At 68.6% G+C, this 19,000-nt stretch carries 20 protein-coding genes and 7 pseudogenes; 16 read left to right on the top strand and 11 right to left on the bottom strand.

Annotated elements, in window-relative coordinates; genetic code table 11:
- From ACGFYQ_RS40370 to ACGFYQ_RS40360, 3 genes and pseudogenes are all read left to right on the top strand, one after another.
- Nucleotides 1-83: pseudogene (locus ACGFYQ_RS40370) on the top strand (transposase); the annotation flags it as partial.
- Nucleotides 84-149: 66 nt separating this feature from the next.
- On the top strand, nucleotides 150-362 hold the full coding sequence (locus ACGFYQ_RS40365) for a transposase (protein ID WP_393752104.1): 213 nt from the start codon (nucleotides 150-152) through the stop codon (nucleotides 360-362).
- Nucleotides 363-522: 160 nt separating this feature from the next.
- Nucleotides 523-1,296, top strand: coding sequence for a class I SAM-dependent methyltransferase (locus tag ACGFYQ_RS40360; RefSeq protein WP_393752102.1), 774 nt, complete (start codon nucleotides 523-525; stop codon nucleotides 1,294-1,296).
- 12 nt (nucleotides 1,297-1,308) lie between these two features.
- Here ACGFYQ_RS40360 and ACGFYQ_RS40355 read toward each other — a convergent pair.
- Nucleotides 1,309-1,404, bottom strand: a pseudogene (locus ACGFYQ_RS40355) (IS5/IS1182 family transposase); the annotation flags it as partial.
- A gap of 141 nt (nucleotides 1,405-1,545) precedes the next feature.
- On the opposite strand from ACGFYQ_RS40355, the pseudogene ACGFYQ_RS40350 reads away from it, so the two are divergent.
- From ACGFYQ_RS40350 to ACGFYQ_RS40335, 4 genes and pseudogenes are all read left to right on the top strand, one after another.
- A pseudogene (locus ACGFYQ_RS40350) lies at nucleotides 1,546-1,891 on the top strand (transposase); the annotation flags it as partial.
- Between the two features lie 294 nt (nucleotides 1,892-2,185).
- Nucleotides 2,186-3,088, top strand: a complete 903-nt coding sequence (locus ACGFYQ_RS40345; protein WP_393752100.1) for a DUF3626 domain-containing protein — start codon at nucleotides 2,186-2,188, stop codon at nucleotides 3,086-3,088.
- Nucleotides 3,075-3,455 (top strand): annotated as a pseudogene (locus tag ACGFYQ_RS40340) (ATP-binding protein). The gene ACGFYQ_RS40345 and the pseudogene ACGFYQ_RS40340 overlap by 14 nt, the downstream one beginning before the upstream one ends.
- Complete coding sequence (locus tag ACGFYQ_RS40335) at nucleotides 3,452-3,667, top strand: hypothetical protein (protein WP_393752098.1); 216 nt, start codon at nucleotides 3,452-3,454, stop codon at nucleotides 3,665-3,667. The pseudogene ACGFYQ_RS40340 and the gene ACGFYQ_RS40335 overlap by 4 nt, the downstream one beginning before the upstream one ends.
- Here the strand turns inward: ACGFYQ_RS40335 and ACGFYQ_RS40330 are convergent.
- Nucleotides 3,567-4,034, bottom strand: coding sequence for a hypothetical protein (locus tag ACGFYQ_RS40330; RefSeq protein WP_393752096.1), 468 nt, complete (start codon nucleotides 4,032-4,034; stop codon nucleotides 3,567-3,569). The two genes, ACGFYQ_RS40335 and ACGFYQ_RS40330, sit on opposite strands and share 101 nt — an antisense overlap.
- 297 nt (nucleotides 4,035-4,331) lie before the next feature.
- On the opposite strand from ACGFYQ_RS40330, the gene ACGFYQ_RS40325 reads away from it, so the two are divergent.
- The 3 genes from ACGFYQ_RS40325 (at nucleotide 4,332) to ACGFYQ_RS40315 (ending at nucleotide 6,225) form a co-directional block, all read left to right on the top strand.
- Nucleotides 4,332-5,132 (top strand): polysaccharide deacetylase family protein, encoded by an 801-nt coding sequence (locus ACGFYQ_RS40325; RefSeq protein WP_393752094.1) that lies wholly within the window; start codon nucleotides 4,332-4,334, stop codon nucleotides 5,130-5,132.
- Nucleotides 5,133-5,441: 309 nt separating this feature from the next.
- Complete coding sequence (locus ACGFYQ_RS40320) at nucleotides 5,442-5,720, top strand: CU044_2847 family protein (protein WP_393752092.1); 279 nt, start codon at nucleotides 5,442-5,444, stop codon at nucleotides 5,718-5,720.
- The gene (locus ACGFYQ_RS40315; RefSeq protein ID WP_393752090.1) at nucleotides 5,692-6,225 is read left to right on the top strand and encodes a trypsin-like serine peptidase; all 534 of its coding nucleotides are present in this window, start codon (nucleotides 5,692-5,694) and stop codon (nucleotides 6,223-6,225) included. The genes ACGFYQ_RS40320 and ACGFYQ_RS40315 overlap by 29 nt, the downstream gene beginning before the upstream one ends.
- A gap of 332 nt (nucleotides 6,226-6,557) precedes the next feature.
- Here the strand turns inward: ACGFYQ_RS40315 and ACGFYQ_RS40310 are convergent, their stop codons facing one another.
- Together ACGFYQ_RS40310 and ACGFYQ_RS40305 are read right to left on the bottom strand one after the other, a co-directional pair.
- Nucleotides 6,558-6,938 (bottom strand): transposase, encoded by a 381-nt coding sequence (locus tag ACGFYQ_RS40310; RefSeq protein ID WP_393752088.1) that lies wholly within the window; start codon nucleotides 6,936-6,938, stop codon nucleotides 6,558-6,560.
- A gap of 247 nt (nucleotides 6,939-7,185) precedes the next feature.
- Nucleotides 7,186-8,013: an oxidoreductase gene (locus ACGFYQ_RS40305; protein ID WP_393752086.1), complete on the bottom strand. Its 828-nt coding sequence runs from the start codon at nucleotides 8,011-8,013 to the stop codon at nucleotides 7,186-7,188.
- A gap of 95 nt (nucleotides 8,014-8,108) precedes the next feature.
- Between ACGFYQ_RS40305 and ACGFYQ_RS40300 the strand changes: the two genes are divergently transcribed.
- Nucleotides 8,109-8,561, top strand: a complete 453-nt coding sequence (locus ACGFYQ_RS40300) for a MerR family transcriptional regulator (RefSeq protein WP_393752084.1) — start codon at nucleotides 8,109-8,111, stop codon at nucleotides 8,559-8,561.
- 617 nt (nucleotides 8,562-9,178) lie between these two features.
- On the top strand, nucleotides 9,179-9,622 hold the full coding sequence (locus tag ACGFYQ_RS40295; protein ID WP_393752082.1) for a hypothetical protein: 444 nt from the start codon (nucleotides 9,179-9,181) through the stop codon (nucleotides 9,620-9,622).
- Nucleotides 9,623-9,804: 182 nt separating this feature from the next.
- Here ACGFYQ_RS40295 and ACGFYQ_RS40290 read toward each other — a convergent pair whose 3' ends face one another.
- Entirely contained in the window at nucleotides 9,805-9,987 is a 183-nt protein-coding gene (locus ACGFYQ_RS40290; RefSeq protein WP_393752080.1) for a hypothetical protein, read from the bottom strand.
- Between the two features lie 31 nt (nucleotides 9,988-10,018).
- On the opposite strand from ACGFYQ_RS40290, the gene ACGFYQ_RS40285 reads away from it, so the two are divergent.
- The gene (locus tag ACGFYQ_RS40285; RefSeq protein ID WP_393752078.1) at nucleotides 10,019-10,366 is read left to right on the top strand and encodes a hypothetical protein; all 348 of its coding nucleotides are present in this window, start codon (nucleotides 10,019-10,021) and stop codon (nucleotides 10,364-10,366) included.
- 139 nt (nucleotides 10,367-10,505) lie between these two features.
- Here ACGFYQ_RS40285 and ACGFYQ_RS40280 read toward each other — a convergent pair.
- Both ACGFYQ_RS40280 and ACGFYQ_RS40275 read right to left on the bottom strand, forming a co-directional pair.
- Nucleotides 10,506-10,809 (bottom strand): annotated as a pseudogene (locus ACGFYQ_RS40280) (transposase); the annotation flags it as partial.
- 11 nt (nucleotides 10,810-10,820) lie between these two features.
- A pseudogene (locus ACGFYQ_RS40275) lies at nucleotides 10,821-11,070 on the bottom strand (IS21 family transposase); the annotation flags it as partial.
- A gap of 237 nt (nucleotides 11,071-11,307) precedes the next feature.
- On the opposite strand from ACGFYQ_RS40275, the gene ACGFYQ_RS40270 reads away from it, so the two are divergent.
- Nucleotides 11,308-13,020 carry a hypothetical protein gene (locus tag ACGFYQ_RS40270; RefSeq protein WP_393752076.1) on the top strand — a complete coding sequence of 571 codons (1,713 nt, stop codon included), beginning with the start codon at nucleotides 11,308-11,310 and terminating at the stop codon, nucleotides 13,018-13,020.
- 117 nt (nucleotides 13,021-13,137) lie between these two features.
- Nucleotides 13,138-14,145, top strand: coding sequence for a LuxR C-terminal-related transcriptional regulator (locus tag ACGFYQ_RS40265; RefSeq protein ID WP_393752074.1), 1,008 nt, complete (start codon nucleotides 13,138-13,140; stop codon nucleotides 14,143-14,145).
- 138 nt (nucleotides 14,146-14,283) lie between these two features.
- Here ACGFYQ_RS40265 and ACGFYQ_RS40260 read toward each other — a convergent pair.
- Nucleotides 14,284-14,598: pseudogene (locus tag ACGFYQ_RS40260) on the bottom strand (alpha/beta fold hydrolase); the annotation flags it as partial.
- 160 nt (nucleotides 14,599-14,758) lie between these two features.
- Entirely contained in the window at nucleotides 14,759-16,297 is a 1,539-nt protein-coding gene (locus tag ACGFYQ_RS40255) for a carboxylesterase/lipase family protein (protein ID WP_393752072.1), read from the bottom strand.
- 716 nt (nucleotides 16,298-17,013) lie between these two features.
- On the opposite strand from ACGFYQ_RS40255, the gene ACGFYQ_RS40250 reads away from it, so the two are divergent.
- Nucleotides 17,014-17,427, top strand: coding sequence for a hypothetical protein (locus ACGFYQ_RS40250; protein ID WP_393752070.1), 414 nt, complete (start codon nucleotides 17,014-17,016; stop codon nucleotides 17,425-17,427).
- Between the two features lie 246 nt (nucleotides 17,428-17,673).
- On the opposite strand, the gene ACGFYQ_RS40245 is transcribed toward ACGFYQ_RS40250, so the two are convergent.
- Both ACGFYQ_RS40245 and ACGFYQ_RS40240 read right to left on the bottom strand, forming a co-directional pair.
- Nucleotides 17,674-18,090, bottom strand: a complete 417-nt coding sequence (locus tag ACGFYQ_RS40245) for a hypothetical protein (RefSeq protein ID WP_393752068.1) — start codon at nucleotides 18,088-18,090, stop codon at nucleotides 17,674-17,676.
- Between the two features lie 502 nt (nucleotides 18,091-18,592).
- A complete protein-coding gene (locus tag ACGFYQ_RS40240; protein WP_393752066.1) occupies nucleotides 18,593-18,976 on the bottom strand; it encodes a hypothetical protein in 384 nt (127 codons plus the stop codon).
- Between the last annotated feature and the right edge of the window lie 24 nt (nucleotides 18,977-19,000).

The raw sequence follows: 19,000 nt of genomic DNA, 5'->3' as shown, positions 1-19,000 counted from the left end.
TCCGCCGCTACATCATCTGGCGGAACAAGCACGCCGCCGACGAACGCCTCCAAGAGGTGGTGAACAGGGCGAACGTTGCCTGACGCGGCACTAGTAGTGCTTTGTTAGCTGGTCTTGTCACAGTGGGTATTCGGTAGTTCTCTGCTTGTGTGAGGGTGGGTGAGCTTGCTGAGTGTCGGGGCCGGTTGGAGGAGTTCGCCGGGGAGGTGTTCGCGCCGCTGGTGCGGCGGGACCAGCGGGCGAAGGGCCAGTTGTATCTGCGAGGGTTGTTGCTGGACGGCAGGCGGAAGTCGATGCAGCCGATGGCGGAGCTGTTCCTGACCGAACAGCGGAGGAGCCCAAAAGCCCCTGCCAGGGCCTGACCCTCTACCAGGCCCTGAACCTCCTCCAACACCTCTTAGCAACCTGGACCGGCGCCTGCCCCACCTGCCGACAACCCACCCCATGGCAGCCCTACGACACCACCTAACAAAGCACTACTAGGGCCTGTCCGGCGGATCATGCGACTACTAGGCTGCGACGATGGAACGCTTAACCAACCTGCCCGATAGTCTCGCTCAGCCTGCAGATCCGGCCCAGGTGAACGACTACGACAGCTTCGCCGAGGCGTACTCGGCGGAGAACGAGAACAACCTTGTGAACGCGTACTACGAGCGGCCCGCGATGTTGGCCCTCGCCGGAGACGTGGCCAGCCGCCGGATCCTGGATGCCGGCTGTGGCTCAGGCTCCCTGTCCGCTGCGCTACGCGACCGCGGTGCGGTCGTCACCGGCATCGACGCCAGCGCCGGGATGCTGGCGCTGGCAAGACGGCGGCTGGGTGACGACGTGGCCCTGCACGTGGTCGACCTGAGCGACCATTTGCCGTTCGCCGACGGCGCGTTCGACGACGTGGTCGCGTCGCTGGTGCTGCACTACGTGGAGGACTGGGGGCCGACGCTGGCCGAGTTGCGGCGAGTGCTCAGGCCCGGCGGCCGGCTGATCGCGTCGGTGGACCACCCTTTCGTGGCCTACACCATCCAGGATCCTCGGCCCGACTACTTTGCGACCACCAGCTATACCTTCGACTGGACGTTCAACGGGCAGTCCGTCCCGATGAGGTTCTGGCGCAAGCCATTGCACGCGATGACTGATGCCTTCACCGCCGCCGGCTTCCGTCTTTCCGTCATCAGCGAGCCGCAGCCCGACCCAGCCGCCCGTGAGCTGTTCCCCGATGAATTCCATGCCCTTTCGACCAAAACCTGCTTCCTCTTCTTCGTCCTCGAGGTGCCGCCGTCGGCTGCGGACTCGGACGAGTAGCCAATCGGCGGATCACGAGCGGAGCCTGAGTCGGATCAAGGCGACGATGACGATGCCGTGGAAGGCACAGGCACGCTTGTCGAACCTCGTGGCCACAGCCCGGAAGTGCCGAGTGTCTGTTGATCTTGTGCCTGACGACTTGTGGGAGCGGATAGCCCCCCTGCTTCCTGCCCGGCCGCTGCGGCGGCATCGTTTCCCCGGCCGGAAGCCGGTGGACGATCGTGTTGCCTGCGGGGCATCGTCTACGTCCTCACCCAACTCATGCCCCTGCTGAACGCGATACCCCGCATCCGGGGACTACGCGGCCGCCCCCGGCACCGACCCAAGCGCCTGTTCGCCGACCACGGGTACGACTACGACAAGTACCGTCGCCTGATCCGCAATCGCGGGATCTCACCCCGAAGATCGCCCGCCGCGGCACCCCGCACGGCTCCGGCCTGGGCAAAACACGCTGGGTGGTAGAGCGGACCTCGCCTGGCTCCACCAGTTCAAACGCCTCCGCATCCGCTACGAGATACGAGCCGACCTCCACCAGGGACTCCTCGAACTCGCCTGCATCATCATCTGCTTGAGACGCCTCCGCACCTCATTCTGAAATGATCAGTTAGCGCCGCCGAGATGATCGGGCCGGGTGCGCGGGTGTCCACCGCCCGGCCGACCGACGCGGATCCGTTCCATCACAGTTCATCCGACACGATCCACGGCCGCGACTGACGTTTCCCCACGGCTGGACCAACGACACCCCAAGCTGAAAGTCACATGATCGACTACTTCTGTTAGGGCCTCTTAGAGATCGTCTTGATTGGTGATCAACGAGGTCCGCTCAGGGTGACGGGCTGTGGAGGTAATGCGAGTGCATTGGTTGATCAGGTTGAGCGACACTGCATCGATGAGCTCCCGAACTTTCCCGACGCCGTACGAACAGGCCCTCCACCATGTCGCGGAGCAGTCGTCTGGAGGTCCCCTGGATCCGTCGCTGCGTGTGACCCTCAACTTCCATCCGGACCGCCTTGTGCGAGGCACGCCGATCCTGGATGTCCTGGCCGAGGACGGCGTATACCGCTCGCAGTTCGTCACAGGCACGAGCAATGGGGGCTTGACCGCCCACCCCGGCGGTGACCGGTGGCGCTGGGAGAGCCGGATCTTCGGCGGGGCGTACGACGAGGCGCCTGCAGATGAGCGACCGGTCTATGGGGCACTGAACTTCCGTCGCAAGCTGGGCGGTGGGGCACCGCGCTTCGGCTCCGCCCACTTTCGGCTGGCCGCCGAGACGCTGACGAGGACCACGTTCTGCTATCCGGACAGTTTCCTGGAACCGTCGGCGTTCGGCGTCGCAGCCCGCATGCCGCTGATCGAGCTTGCCGAGGCCGACAGTCAGGACTCACTCGATGACTACATCGAGGCGCAGGTGCACGGGCCGGTCTGGCTGAACCGCGACGTGGAGGCTGTGGTCTTGGACCCCTGCTATCGCGGCACGGACGTGGAAGCCTCGGCTCGGTGTCTTCCCTGTCCGGTCGAATGGCACCCTGGATTCAGCCTCGCGGTCGAGGAACTCCGGCGCCACCCCGACTATCGCGGACAGGAGTACATCGACCTGGGCGTAGAGATTGCAACGGACGGGCGGCTCGATCCCCGTATCATCGGGGGCGCTGCCGGCGCCGGCCGCCATGACGAGCAGGCACTCAAGCGGGTGTGGCACTACGTGGCGCGCTTCGGGGCGCACCTGCAGTCCGGCGACGAACCAGTGCGTCGGACACAGGCGGAGGTGGGCGTACTCGATGTCCTTCGTTGAGGGGCTGGTGCCGGAAGGATTGTGGGAACCCGGGATCGGAAAGACGCACCTGGCCATCGGCCTCGGCGTCAAGGCCTCCCACGCCGGCTACTCGATCCTGTTCGACACCGCCAGCAACTGGATCACCCGCCTCGCCGAGGCCCACCAGTCGGGCCGGGTGTAGGCGGAGCTGAAGAAGATCCGCCGCTACAAGTTGATCATCATTGACGAGGTGGGCTACATCCCGTTCGACCGGGACGCAGCGAACCTGTTCTTCCAGCTCATAGCCTCGCGTTACGAGCAGGGCTCGGTGATGGTGACATCGAACCTGCCCTTCGGGCGCTGGGGAGAGAGACCGTCTCCGACGGCGACGTCGCGGCCGCGATGATCGACCGCCTGGTCCACCACGCCGAGGTCCTCACCCTCACCGGAGACTCCTACTGCACCCGCCAGCGACGCGAACTGTTGGGCAAGGACAACGGCGCCCGACGCCGGAGAGTCACAGGGCCCACCAGCAATACAGCCGCTGGTCGGAAGCCTGAGCGCGCTGAGCCAGTCCGGCCAGGGCTTCCAGAACATCGGCCGTGTCCTCGACCCTGATCCCGATCTGCCGGAGTTCGTCGGTCATCGACCACGGCTCGGCAGAGCGGACAAGGTCGTCCGGCGATGCAGTGGCGAGGGCATCGATCAGGGTGTCTGTCAGGCTGACCACGAACGGCGGGCCGTCCTCCGGCCCGGACAGCAGTTGGCCGGACCGCGGGCGCTCGCCGGCCTCCTCATAGCTGCAGCCGGTCATGATGGCTTCGAGCTGGGCGATCGCGACGACCGGGTCGATGTTCTTGAGGCAGACCACGTCGAGTTCCGCCTGCCCCGGCCCTCCAGGAGTCTGGAGCACCGCGACGGCAGCCTGATCATCAGTGGCGGAGAAGTAATCGCACAGTGGCATGCCGACGATTCCGGCATCCACGGCTGACAGTCCTGCCGGCACCGCCAGGGCAGTCGACGACCAACCACACCAGGGTCAAATTTCAGAGACTCGCCAGGGGCAAAATTCAGAGAACGTTGACACGCCCACCCCTCCAGATACTCCCCCGACCTGCCACCCGTAATGGCACACGGCCGTTTCGCCCGCTGCCGGAGTGACCACCATCACAGCCCCGAACGGCGAAAAGGGGCCTTTCGGCCGAGGGGGATAAACCGTCGGCCGCCTAGCCTGGACGAGCAACGAGAGTCCGAAGGGCGAGGGCAAGGGAAGAACGCATCCATGAGCACCACCACCTCCGGAGGCCGCCGCCGGGCGCGCTGCACCGTGACGGCAGCCGTACTGGGCCTGCTGGCCTCAGCCGGCGCACCGGCGCTCGCCGCGACCGGCGGCAACGGGGGGCAGCCGCCCGCCGCTTCCCGCTCCGGATCCGTACAGGCGCGGCCGCAGGCACCGGAGGCGGCGATCGCGCAGGTGCCGGTCGGGATATCCCGCCTCGCTCAGGGAGCAGGCCGCGACATCGCCATCACGATCGACGACGGCCCCGACCCCCGCTGGACCCCGCAGGTGCTGGAAGTGCTGCGGCGGAACAACGTCAAGGCCACCTTCTGCATGATCGGCACCAAGGCCCAGGCGCACCCGGAGCTGGTCCGCCAGGTGGCAGCGGCCGGACACCGGCTGTGCGACCACTCCGTGGACCACGACGTCACGATGGATCACAAACCCGTCGCCTACCAGAGTCGGCAGATCCTCGCGGCCAAGGAGATGATCGAGAAGGCGGCCCCTGGCGTTCCCGTCGACTACTACCGGGCACCGGGCGGTGCCTTCACCCCCGCGAGCCGTCAGATCGCGGCCGCGAGCGGAATGCGGCCCCTCGGCTGGAGCGTCGACCCCAAGGACTGGAGCAGGCCCGGCCTGCCCTCCATCCTCTCGGCCGTCGAGAAGGGGCTGCCCGCCCAACCGACCGTGCTGTTCCACGACGGAGGCGGCGACCGTTCACAGACCGTCGCCGCGCTGGCCCACTACCTGCCCTGGCTCTCGGCCCAGGGCTACACCTTCACCTTCCCGGCCCGTACCGCGTAACCCCCTACCCCCAGACCCCCCGCCTCCCACCTCGGGGGTTGTGCCGGTCCGGCGGGAGCGTCAGCCACTGAAAGCGGGTCGCACTGGTGTCGACGCGGGGTGGGGCCTTGCCCTTCCCGGTGTGGCCGGGTCTCAACTCGGGGCAGGCACGGCCCTCGGGTTAGGTGTTGCTCTAGCGTGGGGGGACGGAAGGCATGCTGGCCTAGATCCCAGGTACGCGAGCACGCAAGACGACGGAGGCGTGTTGACACCTCTGACCCGGATTCCGCTGGACGGCGGGGGCTGCATTCTGGTCGAGCAGCACGCCGAGTGGGACGGTCCGGTGAAGGCCAGCCGCATCGGCGACGCCGTACGCGAATTGCCAGTGACGCTGGAGGGGCCCTGGAGCCGGTCACCGAGGCCGCCCGCGCCATCCTCGGCCAGCTACGCAAGGCCCATCCCGATCAGATCACCGTCGAGTTCGGCGTCGACCTGGCATTCGAGGCCGGGACTGTGATCACCAAGAGCCAGGCCAGCTGCCACCTGAAAGTGACCGTTACACGAGTACGGGCTGATCCCGGTGAGCAGCGCGGAGAAGAAGCCGGGTGAGGGCAACGCATCGGACCTGCTCGCCGCCGTTGTTCAGGTCCTCCGGCCGGACGGAGGCGTGGCCGGGGTGGGGTTCCTGGTGGCCGACGGGGTCGTGGTCACCTGCGCGCATGTCGTCGAAGCGGCTGGAGGCGGCCCGGAGACTGTGGTGCAGCTGGCCTTCCCCCACGTGAGGGGTGCGGACCGGGTAGAGGGGTCGGTCACCGGCCACCTGTGGCGTGCCAGTGAGGACGAGGACGTGGCCTTCATCCGGCTGAGCCGGATGCCGGCAGATGCACGGACGCTGCCGTTGGGCTCTGCGGAGGAGTGCCGCGGCCACCATGTGCGCTCGTTCGGATTCCCCGCGCAGGCTCCGCCCGAAGGGCACTTCGGCTTCGGTGTGGCCGGCGATCTGCTGCCGGGCTCGGGCGGCAGGAGCGCACACCTGCAGCTCACCGCGGCCAACGATCTCAGAGGGCTTCCGCTTTCCGAACGTGATCGCTTGGTTCGGGAAGGAGGGGCGTGAACTCTGTCTGTAGGCGGGAGAGTGGAGGCAGTTTGCCCGCTCATCTTGTCCGTGGAGGTGGCCATGCCGTCGGTGCTCGGGATGCTGGAGGCTCGGGAGAAGAAGGCCCGCGAGGAGGTCGCGCGGTTGCGGGAGGAAGCCGAGCGGGTGCAGACCGCGCTCGCGGCGGCGGAGAACACCCTGGCGAGGCTGGCCGATGCGCGGGAAACGGTGGCCGATGTCCTTCGTGAACAGCCCGTTCAGGATGGCAGGTTGACCCGCAGTGCGGTCGCCGGCTCGGTCGTTCCGCACCGGGCCAGGGACGCCGTCATAAAGGTGCTCGCGCCCGAGTATCAGCAGATCCTGCGGGTGCTCGCCGCTCCGGAGGCCGCCGACGGGATGCGGGTGAAGCAGATCTTGGCGGGCTTGGGGTGGGACATCGCGGCCGTCGGATCCACCGAGCGGCCCTCCTTGATGCGGACGCGGTCGCGCAGCCGGTCGTGGAACTCGGCCAGCAGCCCGGTGGCCTGCCAGCGTCGCGCGAAGGCGTGCACCCGCCGAAATGGCGGGAAGTCGCGGGGCAGGTTGGCCCACTTCACCCCGTTGTCGACGACGTAGCGGATCACATCCAGCATCACACGATGGCAGTAGCCCTCCGGCCGCCCGCCCCGGCCCTCAAACCGGGCCGGAACCGGCAGGGCCTCCCGGGCGATCTGCCACTCCGCCTCGCTCATGTCGGACCCGTAGCACGCAGTCCGATCCGGCCGGTCCGCGGCGTTGCCGAACCGGTGCGCGAGGCAATCGCACGGCGAAACGCGGGAGTTGGACGCGACAGGCATGGTCACGCAAGACTGTGGCAACGGGGCCTCCTCGGTGCTTGAGCTTCGCAACTCCGAGCTACCGAGGAGGCCCTTTCCTTCATGCGTTGGCCCCGGTGTAATCACCTGATCAGGCAACCGCGTTCAAACCGGGGATGGCCTCTCAGGTTCCGGTGGAGAGGGCTACATGGCGCCATTGGTCAAGTTCGCGTTGTACCAGATCTAGCTTCGCCTCGACGCGCTCGATTGCGTCCGCGCCCAGCTGCAGGCGCAGTGGCGGTTCGGCGACCTCGGTGATGTCGACGATGGCTTTCGCTGCCTTCACCGGATCGCCTGGCTGGCGGCCGTCGTTCTTAGCCAGTGCCTCGCGCACCGGCCCCGCGCCGGCGACGTAGTCAGCGATGGAGGCCGGTTCGACCTGCATGCTCAAGCTGCTGAGGAAGTCAGTGCGAAACCCGCCCGGCTCCACGATCGTGACGCGGACGCCGAGCGGGGCCAGCTCGCCGTGTAGCGCCTCGGAGACGCCCTCGAGGGCGAACTTCGACGCGCCGTACAAGCCCGCCGCCGGAGCGGTGGCGAAGCCGCCCACGGAGCCAATGTTCAGGACGTGTCCGGAGCGCTGGGCGCGCAACGTCGGCAGGGTCGCCCGCAACGTGTTGAGCACGCCGAAGACGTTGACGTCGAACAGCGCCCGGGCGGCCTTGTCGGAGATCTCCTCGATCGCGCCGATGAGGCCGTAACCGGCGTTATTGGCCACGATGTCGATCCGGCCGAATTTTGCCAGGCCGGCCTCCACCGCAGCCATCAGCTGCTCCGGTTCGGTCACGTCCGCGTTCACCGCCAGCAATCCGTCCGGCTCTTGGGGGTACGCCCGGAGCACCGCTGACGCATCCCTCGCCGTAGCGATCACGCTGTGCCCTCGGTCCAGCGCCTCCCGGGTGATCTCCGCGCCGAGCCCACGCGATGCCCCGGTGACAAACCAAACGCTCATGTTCTCCCCTGTTCCGATGGCCCGATGGGCCGACACCCCGACGCTAGAACCTAGAGTCGGGTCTAGATCAACAGTTATGTGAGGGAGGGGCGCTCATGGACCTGAGCATCGGTGAGGTGGCACAACGCAGTGGGCTGAGCGTGCACGCGCTGCGGTTCTACGAGCGGGAGGGCCTGTTCGCCAACCCGGTGCGCCGCCTGTCCAACGGCCGCCGGATCTATCACGAAGAAGACCTGGAGTGGCTGGCCATCTGCACGAAGCTACGCTCCTCCGGCATGTCCCTGGCGGTGATCCGGCAGTACATCGAGCTGGCCCGTCAGGGCCCGGGCACCGAACACGAGCGTCTTGAGCTGCTGCGCCGACACGAAAACCACGTGGAGACGCAGATCCGCGAGCTGCAGGACACCCTGGATGTGATGCGGCACAAGGTGCGGATCTACGAGGACCATGTCGCCCGCGGTGAAGCCGATCGGCTCTGGAATCCGTCCCACCCGCTTGCCGCACAGGCCCGCACTCACCAGGAGTGCCATCCGCCAGAGGGCACGTGATCGTCCGGTTACGATCTGTGTGGCATCGGCCGCGACGTCTACCGCTCCTTCACCCGCGGTGCCCAGTCCGCCGGCCTCCGGCGTCATCCGGCTGCACACCGCCCGGAACCCCGTTCGAACCGACAGCCCCATCGATCGGTATGCGGATGGCTTCTCACTACCGGATTCAGCGGCGGGCCCGAGCTCGACGAGGTGACCGGCTTAGTCATCGGCATGGTCACGGAGATCGCCGGCAAGACCGCCGCAAGGCCATCCCCGCCTTACACGGCCATCGCCGTGGCAACCTGCTCGACCGTTGCCGGAGCCCCGCCCCGCCCCACCTGCTCACTCATCCCGGCAGGCTATCGACGCAGCGAACCGGCGGCGTAATCGCCGCGATCGGCGCGCTGCCTGTCAGACAATGGGATGGGTAGAGCAACTGCCACCGGGCACGTCACTCAAGGCACCGGAGTACACCTCAACGAGTCGATCGAACGGCAAGACGAATTCGCTGTAGTCCTGAAGGGTGACACAGAGCCTTTCCGAACTTTGTCGCGTGTTGGCGGGGAAGGGATTCGTCGGCCCAAAAGATCAGCGAAGCCCCACGCGGGCACCGCACGTCAGAAATGGACTCGGCTTTGGCATCTGTACCGAACGGCACCTACACGATCGCCCGTCCTGGTGAGCAGCTGCTCACGATGGATGGAGGGTCGTCGGAGCCCAAGACACCCGTTGTGCTGCTGCCTCCCACCGGCACCCCCGGCGAGCAGGAATGGCAACTGGAGGTACTGAGCAACGGCAACTGCACGATCCGCAATCTCAGGAGCGAAACGTACCTGTCCTTCGACGGTGACCCGGAGATGAACAAGCCGGTCGTCGGATTCCCCGAGCCCCGCGAGTGGGCGCTCTACCAGAGCACGCAGCCGCACACCTTCCACGTCGTCGTCCCCGGAGGCCCCATCGACGGCCAGGAGCTGGGCCTGGACCTCAGCCTGCTGAATATCTTCCCGCCCCGCATTGCCCTCAGGCCACTCGACGTCGACGACCAAGACCAGGCGTGGACCTTCCAGTTCATGGAGTAGCGGCGTGAACCGGGTGCCCGGGTCGGCGGCCGACCCGGGCACCACCCCGAAAGGGCGACCGTCCTCACTACGGCCGCTCGCCAGGTGACAACAAGCCTGCTTTTCTGTCAGCTGTCGTGCTTCGGCTCAACCCGGGGCTGCGTGAGGCGATCTCGGGTATCGGTCTCAGTAGGAGATGTCGATTAGTCGATGTCCGTGAACTCCACCAGCAGATCCCCCGCCCGACGGCCTGCGTCCTTGAAGTAGGCCTCCTGCAGACCTTCAGCAGCCAGGGCTTGGAGCTCGGCCTCGGCGGCTCCGGCCTGCTGCTCGCCCAGCAGGCGCGGCGCGAGCTCCGGTGCCAGATGCTGGGCAATTCGGCGCATCCGCCAGATCATCCTCCGCCGGTTCTGGCTGGTGGACGAGTATCTGCCAGAGGTAGCCGCGTTCGACGACACGCGGGCCGTCGCGATCGACCGGCTGATTGCGCTGCTGGGCGGCGCCCGCATCGAGACGGTCCCGATCCCGCATGACTGCACCGCCGGATTCGGCGCCGCCTTCTGGCGCCGACCCGAGGCCTACCTTGATCCGGAAGTGCGTGCCGGCATATCCATGCTCGCCCAGACCGGCGAGGAGGTACTCCGTCCGGGCTTGGCCCGGCTGTCCGACGACCTGTCTTCCGGCCTGTGGCACGAACGCCATGCCGACCTGCTCAACCGCGAAACACTCGACATCGGCTACCGGCTTGTCATTGCTGACCTGTAGGAACAGGCGAGCGACGCGACTCCACGCTCAGGCATACGCGGGCCTTCACGTAGGTAACCATCAATAAGGTGAGGGTGGTTGAGGCCGGTCATGCCGCGAGGGTCTCGCGGCGTTCGACGAGGTGTCCGCGTTGGCGAGACGGGGTGTGCATCCCGCGCCGTGCGCAGTCGCGCAGCAGATCGGCCCAGGACTCCGCCGACTCGCGGTAGCCGTCGGCCATCGCGATCAGCTCCTTGGTGCCGTCAGCGCGCACGCCCATGACAACCAGGACGGAGGACTTGGCCTCGGGCCAGGCGGATCCGCAGGTGGATGCCGTCGGCCCACACGTAGACGTAGTCGCTGCCCGTCAGGTCACGTTCACCGAAAACCCTGTGATCGGCTTGTCACTGGCCGGTCAACCGAGTGACCGTGGCCGGCGAGAGCCCGGCCGAGCTGCCGAGGAACTACTCGAGCGCAGGGTCTCGGCTTCGACGGCCTCGAGCACCGCCATCGGAGAGGCTCCCTGCAACGGCCGGCACTGCCGTACGCCTGCCACCTTCTGGCTCCAGGTCACAGCCTTGCCTGCATGTGCTCGATCGAGGTGAACTCCCGCCCCCGCAGAATGAGTCCCGAATTTTGGGCATCGGCCGCTCGACCCGCGGCTTGTCTTCGGGCCGGGCGGCGCGGGCCGGGTCCACCAGTGCCCCGTAGTGGGTGGCGAGCTCGGTGGTGCGCCCGAAAGAGGTCGTAGCGGCCGCAGTTGCCGCGGGGCGCGGCGCGCGGCGCAGCACCCCGGGGCCCTCCGCTGACACCTAATTCCGCAGCCACGCCAACCAGGTTGGCGTGCTTGCGACTTGCGGGACGTGCCGATTCGCGCCGGTGACACTGATCGGCCACCGCGCGGGGTCCGGATCCGGTAGAACGCGCTGCCGCAGCAAGTTCCCCCACCGGAGAGGACCCCCATGCACCTGAGTCGTAGACACCACCGTCGGCGGAGCCCCGGCCGCACCGCGGTGCGCGCCGCCGTGTGCGGACTGCTGCTGGCGCTCGCCGGTCTGCCCAGCGGGAGTCCGGCCGCGGCCGCGGCCGGCGGCGCCGCCGGATGCCGGCCGGCCGCGCAGACGTACGCGGACCGCACCGATGAGCGCGGCCACTGCCTGGCCGTCACGCTGCACCTGTCCGAGGCCCCCGTCCTCGGCGGTTCGGCGCGGCTCGACATCGAGGTGGGCACCGTCGGCGGCGACACGGACGTACGCCTGGACGTCCAGCTCCCCGCCGGTCTGGAATGGGTGACCGCGCCCGCCGGGCTCAGCACCTCCACGGCCGCCTCGCTCGTCCCCGTCCAGGGCGGCCGCGTGCACCGGGCCGAGGGCACCGGCCGGGCGGGGCAGCAGCGCCCGTGGAGGCTGAGCGGCACCGTACGCGCGGTCGCCGAGGGGCCGGTCGGCATCCGCGCCACCGCCACCTCGGCGGCGGACCCGGCGGACACCGACGCGGGCAGCGTCTTCCTCACGGTCGGCGCACGCCAGTCGGCCTTCGGCATCCCGGTCGGGAGCGTCAGCGCCGCGGCGCCGGCGGCCGCCGACGCGAGCCGCGCCCGCCCGGGCCTCGTCCACCGCCCCGCCGAGCCGGCCCCCGACCCGGCGGCGCCGGCAGCCGCGGCGGGTACGGCCTGTGCGACGGGCTCGTGGAACTACGTCGACCACGGTGGCGTCACCCGGGTCTCCGCCAACGCCCGTGTGGCCGTCTACGACGACGACGCGCGCGGCACGGACGATCTCCTCGCCACCGGTGTCACGGGAGCCGACGGCGGCTTCACGCTCTGCTTCGACAACGCGGACGAGGAGGGCGGCGGCCAGGACGTCTACGTCCAATTCGCCACCGAGAACCAGCACTGGGTGATACGCAACGGCAAGTCCCGCCAGCCGTATCGTTTCGCCACCCCGGTCCACGCCAACGTACCCACCGGCTCCACCACCGGCATCGGTGCCTTCCAGCCGGACGACGCCGCTCTGATGCGCGGGGTCGAGGCCTTCGACACGGTCAACACCGGCTGGAACTGGAAGCCCGGCAGCTGCTGGGACGCCCGGGACACCACCTGCCGCCGCGGCTTGGTCAACTGGGCGCCGGACTCCACCGACGGCACGTACTACTCGCTCCAGGGCAACGCCGTACATCTCGCCGCCGAGGACCCCGACGCCCCCGTGCTCGTACTGCACGAGTTCGGCCACGCGATGATGGACGACGTCTACGAGGACGCCTTCCCCTCCTCCCCCAACTGCAGCCCGCACTACATCACCAAGACCAGCTCGGCGGGCTGCGCCTGGACCGAGGGCTTCGCCACCTGGTTCGGCGTCGTGGCGCTCGGCGATCCCACCTTCCGCTGGCCCGGCGGCCGCACCCAGGACCTGGAGGGGCCGACCTGGGGCACCTCCGGCTGGGACAACGGCGACACGGTCGAGGGCCGGGTCCTCGGCGCGATGATCGACCTGTCCGACACCGCGAACGAGCCCGGCGACACCTGCGCGGAGAACCCGGCGGGGCCGCTGTGGAGCACCTTCCTCAGCCACGTCTCCGGCAGCTTCAACCAGTTCTGGAGCCACCGCGCCGCTGACGGCCACGACGTGGGTGCGGGCGCCCTGTCCTGCCTTTACCACAACACGATCGACTACTGACGCGGGTCCGGGCCGGGGCCCGGACCCGAGCCGAAGCATGGTCCCGCGCGGCCGCACCACCCGGCCTTCTCCGGCCTTGGTGGTGCGGCCGCCGCACCGCGTTGGTACCTTCCGTCCATGGCGACGGGCGAAGTCGGCGAGGCCCTGCGAAGACTGGGCATCGGCGCCGGGGCGGTCAGGCTCTATCTGGCCCTGCTGGAGCTGGCGCCCGTACGACTGCCCGAGCTCGGCGCCGCCACCGGCCTCGACGGGCCCGAACTGGCCGCCGGCTATGCCCAGTTGGTCGAGGCAGGACTCGGCAGCGCCGCAGTCGGCGACAGCGAGGCGGTCGCCCCCCTGCCACCCGCCGCCGGCCTGCAGTTCCTCGGCCGCCTCCGGGCCGCCGAACTCGACGCCTCGTGCATCACCGTCGCCGGGGCCTTCGACTCCTCCCGCCGCCGACGCCCGGCCGCCTTCAAGAACGACCTGGTCGAGGTCGTCACGGGAGAGGACATCGGCCCCCGCCTGCGCCAGGCCTGGGCGGGCGCCTGCAGCCAGATCCGCCAGTTCGACTCCCCGCCGTACTTCCCGATTCCCACCGCCACCGACGAGGCCCTCGCCACCCTCGCCCGGGGCGTGACCCAGCGGGTGGTGTACTCCCGGGAGTCACTGGAGTACCCCGGCAACTTCAGCCGCAGCATCGAGCCGTGCATCGCCGCCGGCGAGCAGGCCAGGGTCGTGCACTCGGTCCCGGTGAAGCTGATCATCATCGACGACGCCTGCGCACTGGTATCCCTGTCGATCCACGAGGTCGACGTGCACCACACCCTGCTCATCGTCCGCCCGTGCGGGCTGTTCTCGGCTCTGGTGGCGCTGTTCGAGCAGACCTGGCAGAGCGCGCTGCCGCTGTACGCCTCCCGCACACCGCCCCCGCGCGGCGCCACCGTCCCACCGCAGCGCCCGCTGCCCGCCGACCGCCGCATGCTCACCCTCCTCGCGGGCGGGGTGTCGGACGAGGACATCGCACGCGAACTCGGCATCAGCCGCCGCACTCTGTTCCGCCGTGTGGAGGTCCTGATGGCCCGCCTGGGCGCCACGACCCGCTTCCAGCTCGCCCTCCAGGCCCAGCGCCGCGGTTGGCTGTGATCCCCGTACCTACTGCCGTGCGCGCCGGATGGGCAGCAGCGTCGGGACGGGCTCCCAGCCGAGGAAGTCGAGGATGATCCGGTTGACCCGCTCCGGCTTCTCCATGATGAGCGCGTGCGACGTTCCGGGTACGACGGCCAGCTCGGGGTCGGGGATCGCGCGGTACAGGGCGATCGTGTGCTCCAGCGTGACCAGGTCGTCGTCCCCGACGAGGACGAGTGCGGGCGCGCCGATACGGGCCAGGTCCTGCGGGGGGGATGTTCGGCTGCGTACGGAGCATGTCGGCGCTCTTGCCCACGATGACGGGCCAGTGGTCGGCGCCGTCGGGTGACACGGCCTCGTACATCTCGCGGAACATCGCCAGTTCGGGGCCGCCGGGCTCCACGTGGTCGAGCATCTCCGGCACCACCGCGCGCTGCGGGCTCGGGAGGAAGCTGGCTCCGATGACCACAATCTTCCTCACCAGGTCGGGACGGGCGATGGCGACGAGCAGAGCCACGATCCCGCCGTCGCTCCACCCCACGAGATCGGCCGTACCCGCGACGACCGACTCGACGAAGGCGGCGGTGTCCTCAGCCATCTCCGCATAGGAGAGGGGTCCCTCCAGTCCGCGCTACCGGCTGATCAGCGGCAGCACGGGGAAGGTGTGGCTCTGCCAGATCAGGCGAGAGGGCTCTTCCGGGTAGGCAGTGACGGCCGGCCGGGTGTCGAAGCGCTGAACGAGACGTTGACCGGTGTCGTACGCGGGCCAGCCGGGGTCGCCGTGGGCGGCGAACGAAGCCCATGCGGCGCGCATCCGGGCGGACAGGGCCTCTGCCTCCGGGGAGGGTGCTTCGCCGATCAGCATGGCAGGCTGGCCGCGGTCCAGGTTGCCGAAGACGAGTGGTACGTCGAGGCCGTGGCAGGCGCCGAGGGCGCCACCCATGCCCGGGGCCGGCCAGGCCAGCTCGTAGACATACACGCGGCCGCTGGCAGCCGTCTGGGCCTCGGCGAGGTGGAGCGACGGCATGCGGAACAGCCAGTCGGAATGGACCAGTTCGTACAGCTCGTCCGGGCCCGCCGCCGGGAAGGCGTCGCGGTAGCGGCGCGCGCCGTCCGGGCCGGGTGCGAAGACATGGAGGGCGTTCGCCGCCTGCTCTTCGCTCACCTCACCGAGCAGACCGTTGATGGCGGTGAACAGGCGCTGCTCGTCGCGGGTGTGGCCGACGAGGAGTTCGATGTCGCGGCCGGCGCCGTCGGTCAGGGCCTGCCACGGTGTGACGGCCAGGACCTCGCCGTCGACGACGGGCGAGAAGGGGATCGTTCTGTGCGCGGGCAGGCCCCAGCGTTGCGCCCACTGGGCCATCTTGGCGCCTACCGTGTCACCGGCGGCGGACAGCTGGTGCGGGGCAACACCGGACAGGTCGGCCACCGTGGGCCGCAGCCCCAGCTCGGCGGCGCAGGCCGCAGTGATGTCCGCGGCAAGCTCCGGCGAGAAGAACGTGCCCGGCACACTCTGCGCGACGGCCCGGCGGAAGAGCCCGGCCGCACGGTCCATCGCCAGCAGCGCGGCGACCGATCCCCCACCCGCCGACTGCCCGAAAACCGCGACCCGGTCAGGGTCGCCGCCGAAGGCCCGGATGTTGTCGCGCACCCACTCGAGTGCGGCGACCTGGTCGAGCAGACCCCGGTTGGGAGGAGCCCCCTCGATCTGCGCGAAGCCCTCGATACCCACGCGGTAGTTGAACGTCACCACGACGACGCCACCGTCCCGCGCGAGCCGACCACCGTCGTACTCGGGGAGGCCGGACATGCCGATCACGTAGGCGCCGCCCTGGATCCACACCATCACCGGCAGCCCCGCGCCCGGGTCGGGTTCGGGCGACCAGACGTTGACCGTCAGCCAGTCGTCGCCCGCCGCGTCCTGCGACAGCGCGTCCATGCCGAAATGCCCGCCCTGCGGGGGCGGTGGGCCGTACGAGAGGGCCTCCCGCACCCCGCTCCAGCCCCCTGCCGGTCGCGGCGCGGCGAAGCGCAACACGCCGACCGGTGGCTCGGCGAACGGGATGCCACGGAAGACCGCCACACCCGCCTCCCGGATGCCGCGCAGCCTCCCGGCCGCCACGCGGACTTCGGGCCGGGACCCGGACGGCTTGGACTCGGCAACGGTCATCACAACTTCCTCTCAAGCAGGAGGAGAGGGCTCTCGGCGGCCCCGGACCCTGCGGATCATCCACCGCGGTTGCATGCCGCGCCAGCGATTTACAGATGACTCGGACAACCTCGCCACCGACGAGACAGCCCGTCTGATGGCCCGGCTGCCATGGATGCGTCGGTCGAGGACAGCGATGGCAACGGGTTGCACCGATGCCTCCACAGAATGCTGCGCCCCGTCGCACCTGACACCCACGATGACTGCGACCCATGGTCCTGACCTGCCCCGATCGGCAACGGCCCGCAGGCTAGGAGAGCGAGCCGTTGTCCTGTTCACGCTGGTACGAGGTGGGGAATCGAGGCGAGCAAGTCTGAGGAACGGGCAAGCAGGGGGTGGGGAAATTCAGGGCTGTGGCCCACATTTCGTGACGATCAGGGTTGGCTTTGTTCACGGACTGTCAGCAGTAGTTGTTCGCGGCTGCGGGAGGCATACGAACAGCGGCGAGTGTCGGCGGCCAGTTGAATTTCCCCGGTACGGCCAGTTATGACGTCACCCTCTGTGGCTGCTACAGCGGTGTCGGACGTCTGTCGGTGGTGGACAACGAGCTGTCGGCACTTTGTCGGTGGGGGCTGCGACCTTGGGGATGCGGTCGGTGGCGTCCATGAACGTTCATGCCGTCCACGACCGCCCGTATGACCCGTGTGCGCGGAACCAGTGATGGGGGAGAGCCGATCGTGAATCAGTCGCTCGTGGATCGTATGTGGGAGTACCTGAACGCCGGCCTGGCCATGGACGTGGAGGGGCTGGATGCCCTCTACGACCCGAGCTTCGAGAACATTCGGTTCGACGAAGAAGGCCAGGTAGTGACCCTGACGAAGGAACAGTTCATGGGGCGCTTCCGTGCTCTGCGGGACCAGGGATTGAAGGTGGGTGAGTCACTCGACGACGTCCGTCTTCTGGCCACCAGCGTGTACGACGGCCATGGGTCGATCATCATGCGCCGGGTCAAGGAGGGGGTCCCGGTGCTCTACAACTTCGTCTGGCGGTGGCAAGACGGCCGATGGACCACGCTCCTGCGTGAGTTCACCTTCCACAAGGACGTCACCAACCTGGTCAAGATGATTGAGTCCGAAGGCTCGCCCGCCTGACTGTCTTGCTGCCTCCCGAGGACCGGCGTTGCCCGGCGATAGGACGTCAACCCTCACGTTCAGTAGTCATCGGCGGCCAGGTGACTTCCCGTCATTTGGCCGCCGACGGCGCGGTGAGCAGCCGACGGGGAATTCGAACTGACCGCTGACACAGGCGAGGTCGATGTTCGCCAGTCCGCGAGGCCGGCGGGGATGCACACACCTCCGGCGCTGCCAGAGGTGTGTGCATCCCCGCCTTGGCAGGTCTCAGCCCTGCTCTCCAGACAGGGGGTAGCGGTCGGTCCGGGAGAGGACCCCGGTGAGGGACGCGGAGAAGGGTTCTCGTTTTGTGCGCGGTAGCGGTACCTCGGTCAGTTTGCCGTCATAGATCATCCACAGGCCGAAGCAGTCGTCGTCCTCGTCACGGACGAGGACCTGGACGGAGTGCGGGTTCGGCCAGTCCAGAGATTCCAGGTGGCTCAGCAGCCCGTGCCAGTTGTGGCGGATGAACTGGGTGACCCAGGTGTAGCACCGCTCGGACGGCCTGCTCAGTCCGGCGAACACCCAGTCGTCCACCCGTGTGAAGCACTGGTGCCATTCCCGGTTCTCGTCGGGGCGGGTCAGGGGCTCCATCACCTCCTCGGCTCCGCGAGCCAGGACGATGACCTCCGCAAATCTACTCATGAGCCCACTATGACCACAGCCCCTCAACGCGGGAACAGTGGGTGATCAGATGGGCGGCCGCGTTTTCGGGACGTCGGCCCGTTGTAGGACTGAGCTGGCCGGACGAGCCCCCGGTCGTCGCCCGGCAGTTGCGCGGCGACGGCCGAGGACAGGGCCTGGTGCCGGTGGAACATGCGCTGAGAGCTGACTGTGCCGATGAGGCTTCGGCCTGATCGAGCAGGTCTCGTGCCTTGTCGCCTTCGCCGCACTGGTGGACGGCGTCGGCCAGGTCGAGCACGGCGTGGAGGCGGTCGCGCGGGTAGTCGGTCGACGCCTCGCCCTGCCCGCAGACTCCCCCAAGCCGGCCCAGGCCTGAACAGCACTGATTCACCCGCCGGGAGGACCCCGGGCAACAGGGATCAGGGCGGTCGAAGGCGGGGACACCGCAGATGTGGCGGCGGGGGTTGCGGGCGATGCGCGAAGGCCGCCACCTCCCAGCGGGGAGGTGGCGGCCTTCAGAGCGTCAGCACTCGCGCAGGCCCGGCGCGGGGTCGACCGACGTGTGGACGTCCACGGCCGCGACGTTGCCCCACTGGCCGTTGTCCAGCTGGGTCCAGTACCAGACGTTGTTGCCGCCGGCGTGCTGGTCACCGCGGCCCCAGCACTGGAACCAGCTGGGGCTCGTGTTCAGCGGCCCACGCACCGCGGAGTTGTACCGGCGGTGCTCGTAGCCCTTGGCGCCGACCCGGTTGCCACACCACAGCTTGCCGTCGGCGCGGACGCCGCATTCGGCGGCCGCGCTCTTCCCGGTGGCGGGCGTCGCCTCGGCGGGCCCGGTCACGGTGGCCATGCCGCCCGCCAGTGCGGCGGCGGCGAGACCCAGGGCGATCTTCTTGCGTGCGGACATGCTTCCTCCTCGAAAGGGCTCCCT

Source organism: Streptomyces sp. NPDC048258 (assembly GCF_043201995.1).
Classification (GTDB): domain Bacteria; phylum Actinomycetota; class Actinomycetes; order Streptomycetales; family Streptomycetaceae; genus Streptomyces.
Note: the sequence above shows the minus strand (reverse complement) of the source record. Positions and strands in the feature narration are given on the sequence as shown.

Coding starts and splice junctions, on each gene's coding strand:
- ACGFYQ_RS40265 (WP_393752074.1), top strand. CDS start 13,138: ATGGCGACGGGCGAAGTCGGCGAGGCCCTGCGAAGACTGGGCATCGGC.
- ACGFYQ_RS40255 (WP_393752072.1), bottom strand. CDS start 16,297: ATGACCGTTGCCGAGTCCAAGCCGTCCGGGTCCCGGCCCGAAGTCCGC.
- ACGFYQ_RS40360 (WP_393752102.1), top strand. CDS start 523: ATGGAACGCTTAACCAACCTGCCCGATAGTCTCGCTCAGCCTGCAGAT.
- ACGFYQ_RS40245 (WP_393752068.1), bottom strand. CDS start 18,090: ATGAGTAGATTTGCGGAGGTCATCGTCCTGGCTCGCGGAGCCGAGGAG.
- ACGFYQ_RS40270 (WP_393752076.1), top strand. CDS start 11,308: ATGCACCTGAGTCGTAGACACCACCGTCGGCGGAGCCCCGGCCGCACC.
- ACGFYQ_RS40240 (WP_393752066.1), bottom strand. CDS start 18,976: ATGTCCGCACGCAAGAAGATCGCCCTGGGTCTCGCCGCCGCCGCACTG.
- ACGFYQ_RS40345 (WP_393752100.1), top strand. CDS start 2,186: ATGAGCTCCCGAACTTTCCCGACGCCGTACGAACAGGCCCTCCACCAT.
- ACGFYQ_RS40290 (WP_393752080.1), bottom strand. CDS start 9,987: ATGCGCCGAATTGCCCAGCATCTGGCACCGGAGCTCGCGCCGCGCCTG.
- ACGFYQ_RS40325 (WP_393752094.1), top strand. CDS start 4,332: ATGAGCACCACCACCTCCGGAGGCCGCCGCCGGGCGCGCTGCACCGTG.
- ACGFYQ_RS40310 (WP_393752088.1), bottom strand. CDS start 6,938: ATGAGCGAGGCGGAGTGGCAGATCGCCCGGGAGGCCCTGCCGGTTCCG.
- ACGFYQ_RS40305 (WP_393752086.1), bottom strand. CDS start 8,013: ATGAGCGTTTGGTTTGTCACCGGGGCATCGCGTGGGCTCGGCGCGGAG.
- ACGFYQ_RS40300 (WP_393752084.1), top strand. CDS start 8,109: ATGGACCTGAGCATCGGTGAGGTGGCACAACGCAGTGGGCTGAGCGTG.
- ACGFYQ_RS40335 (WP_393752098.1), top strand. CDS start 3,452: ATGATCGACCGCCTGGTCCACCACGCCGAGGTCCTCACCCTCACCGGA.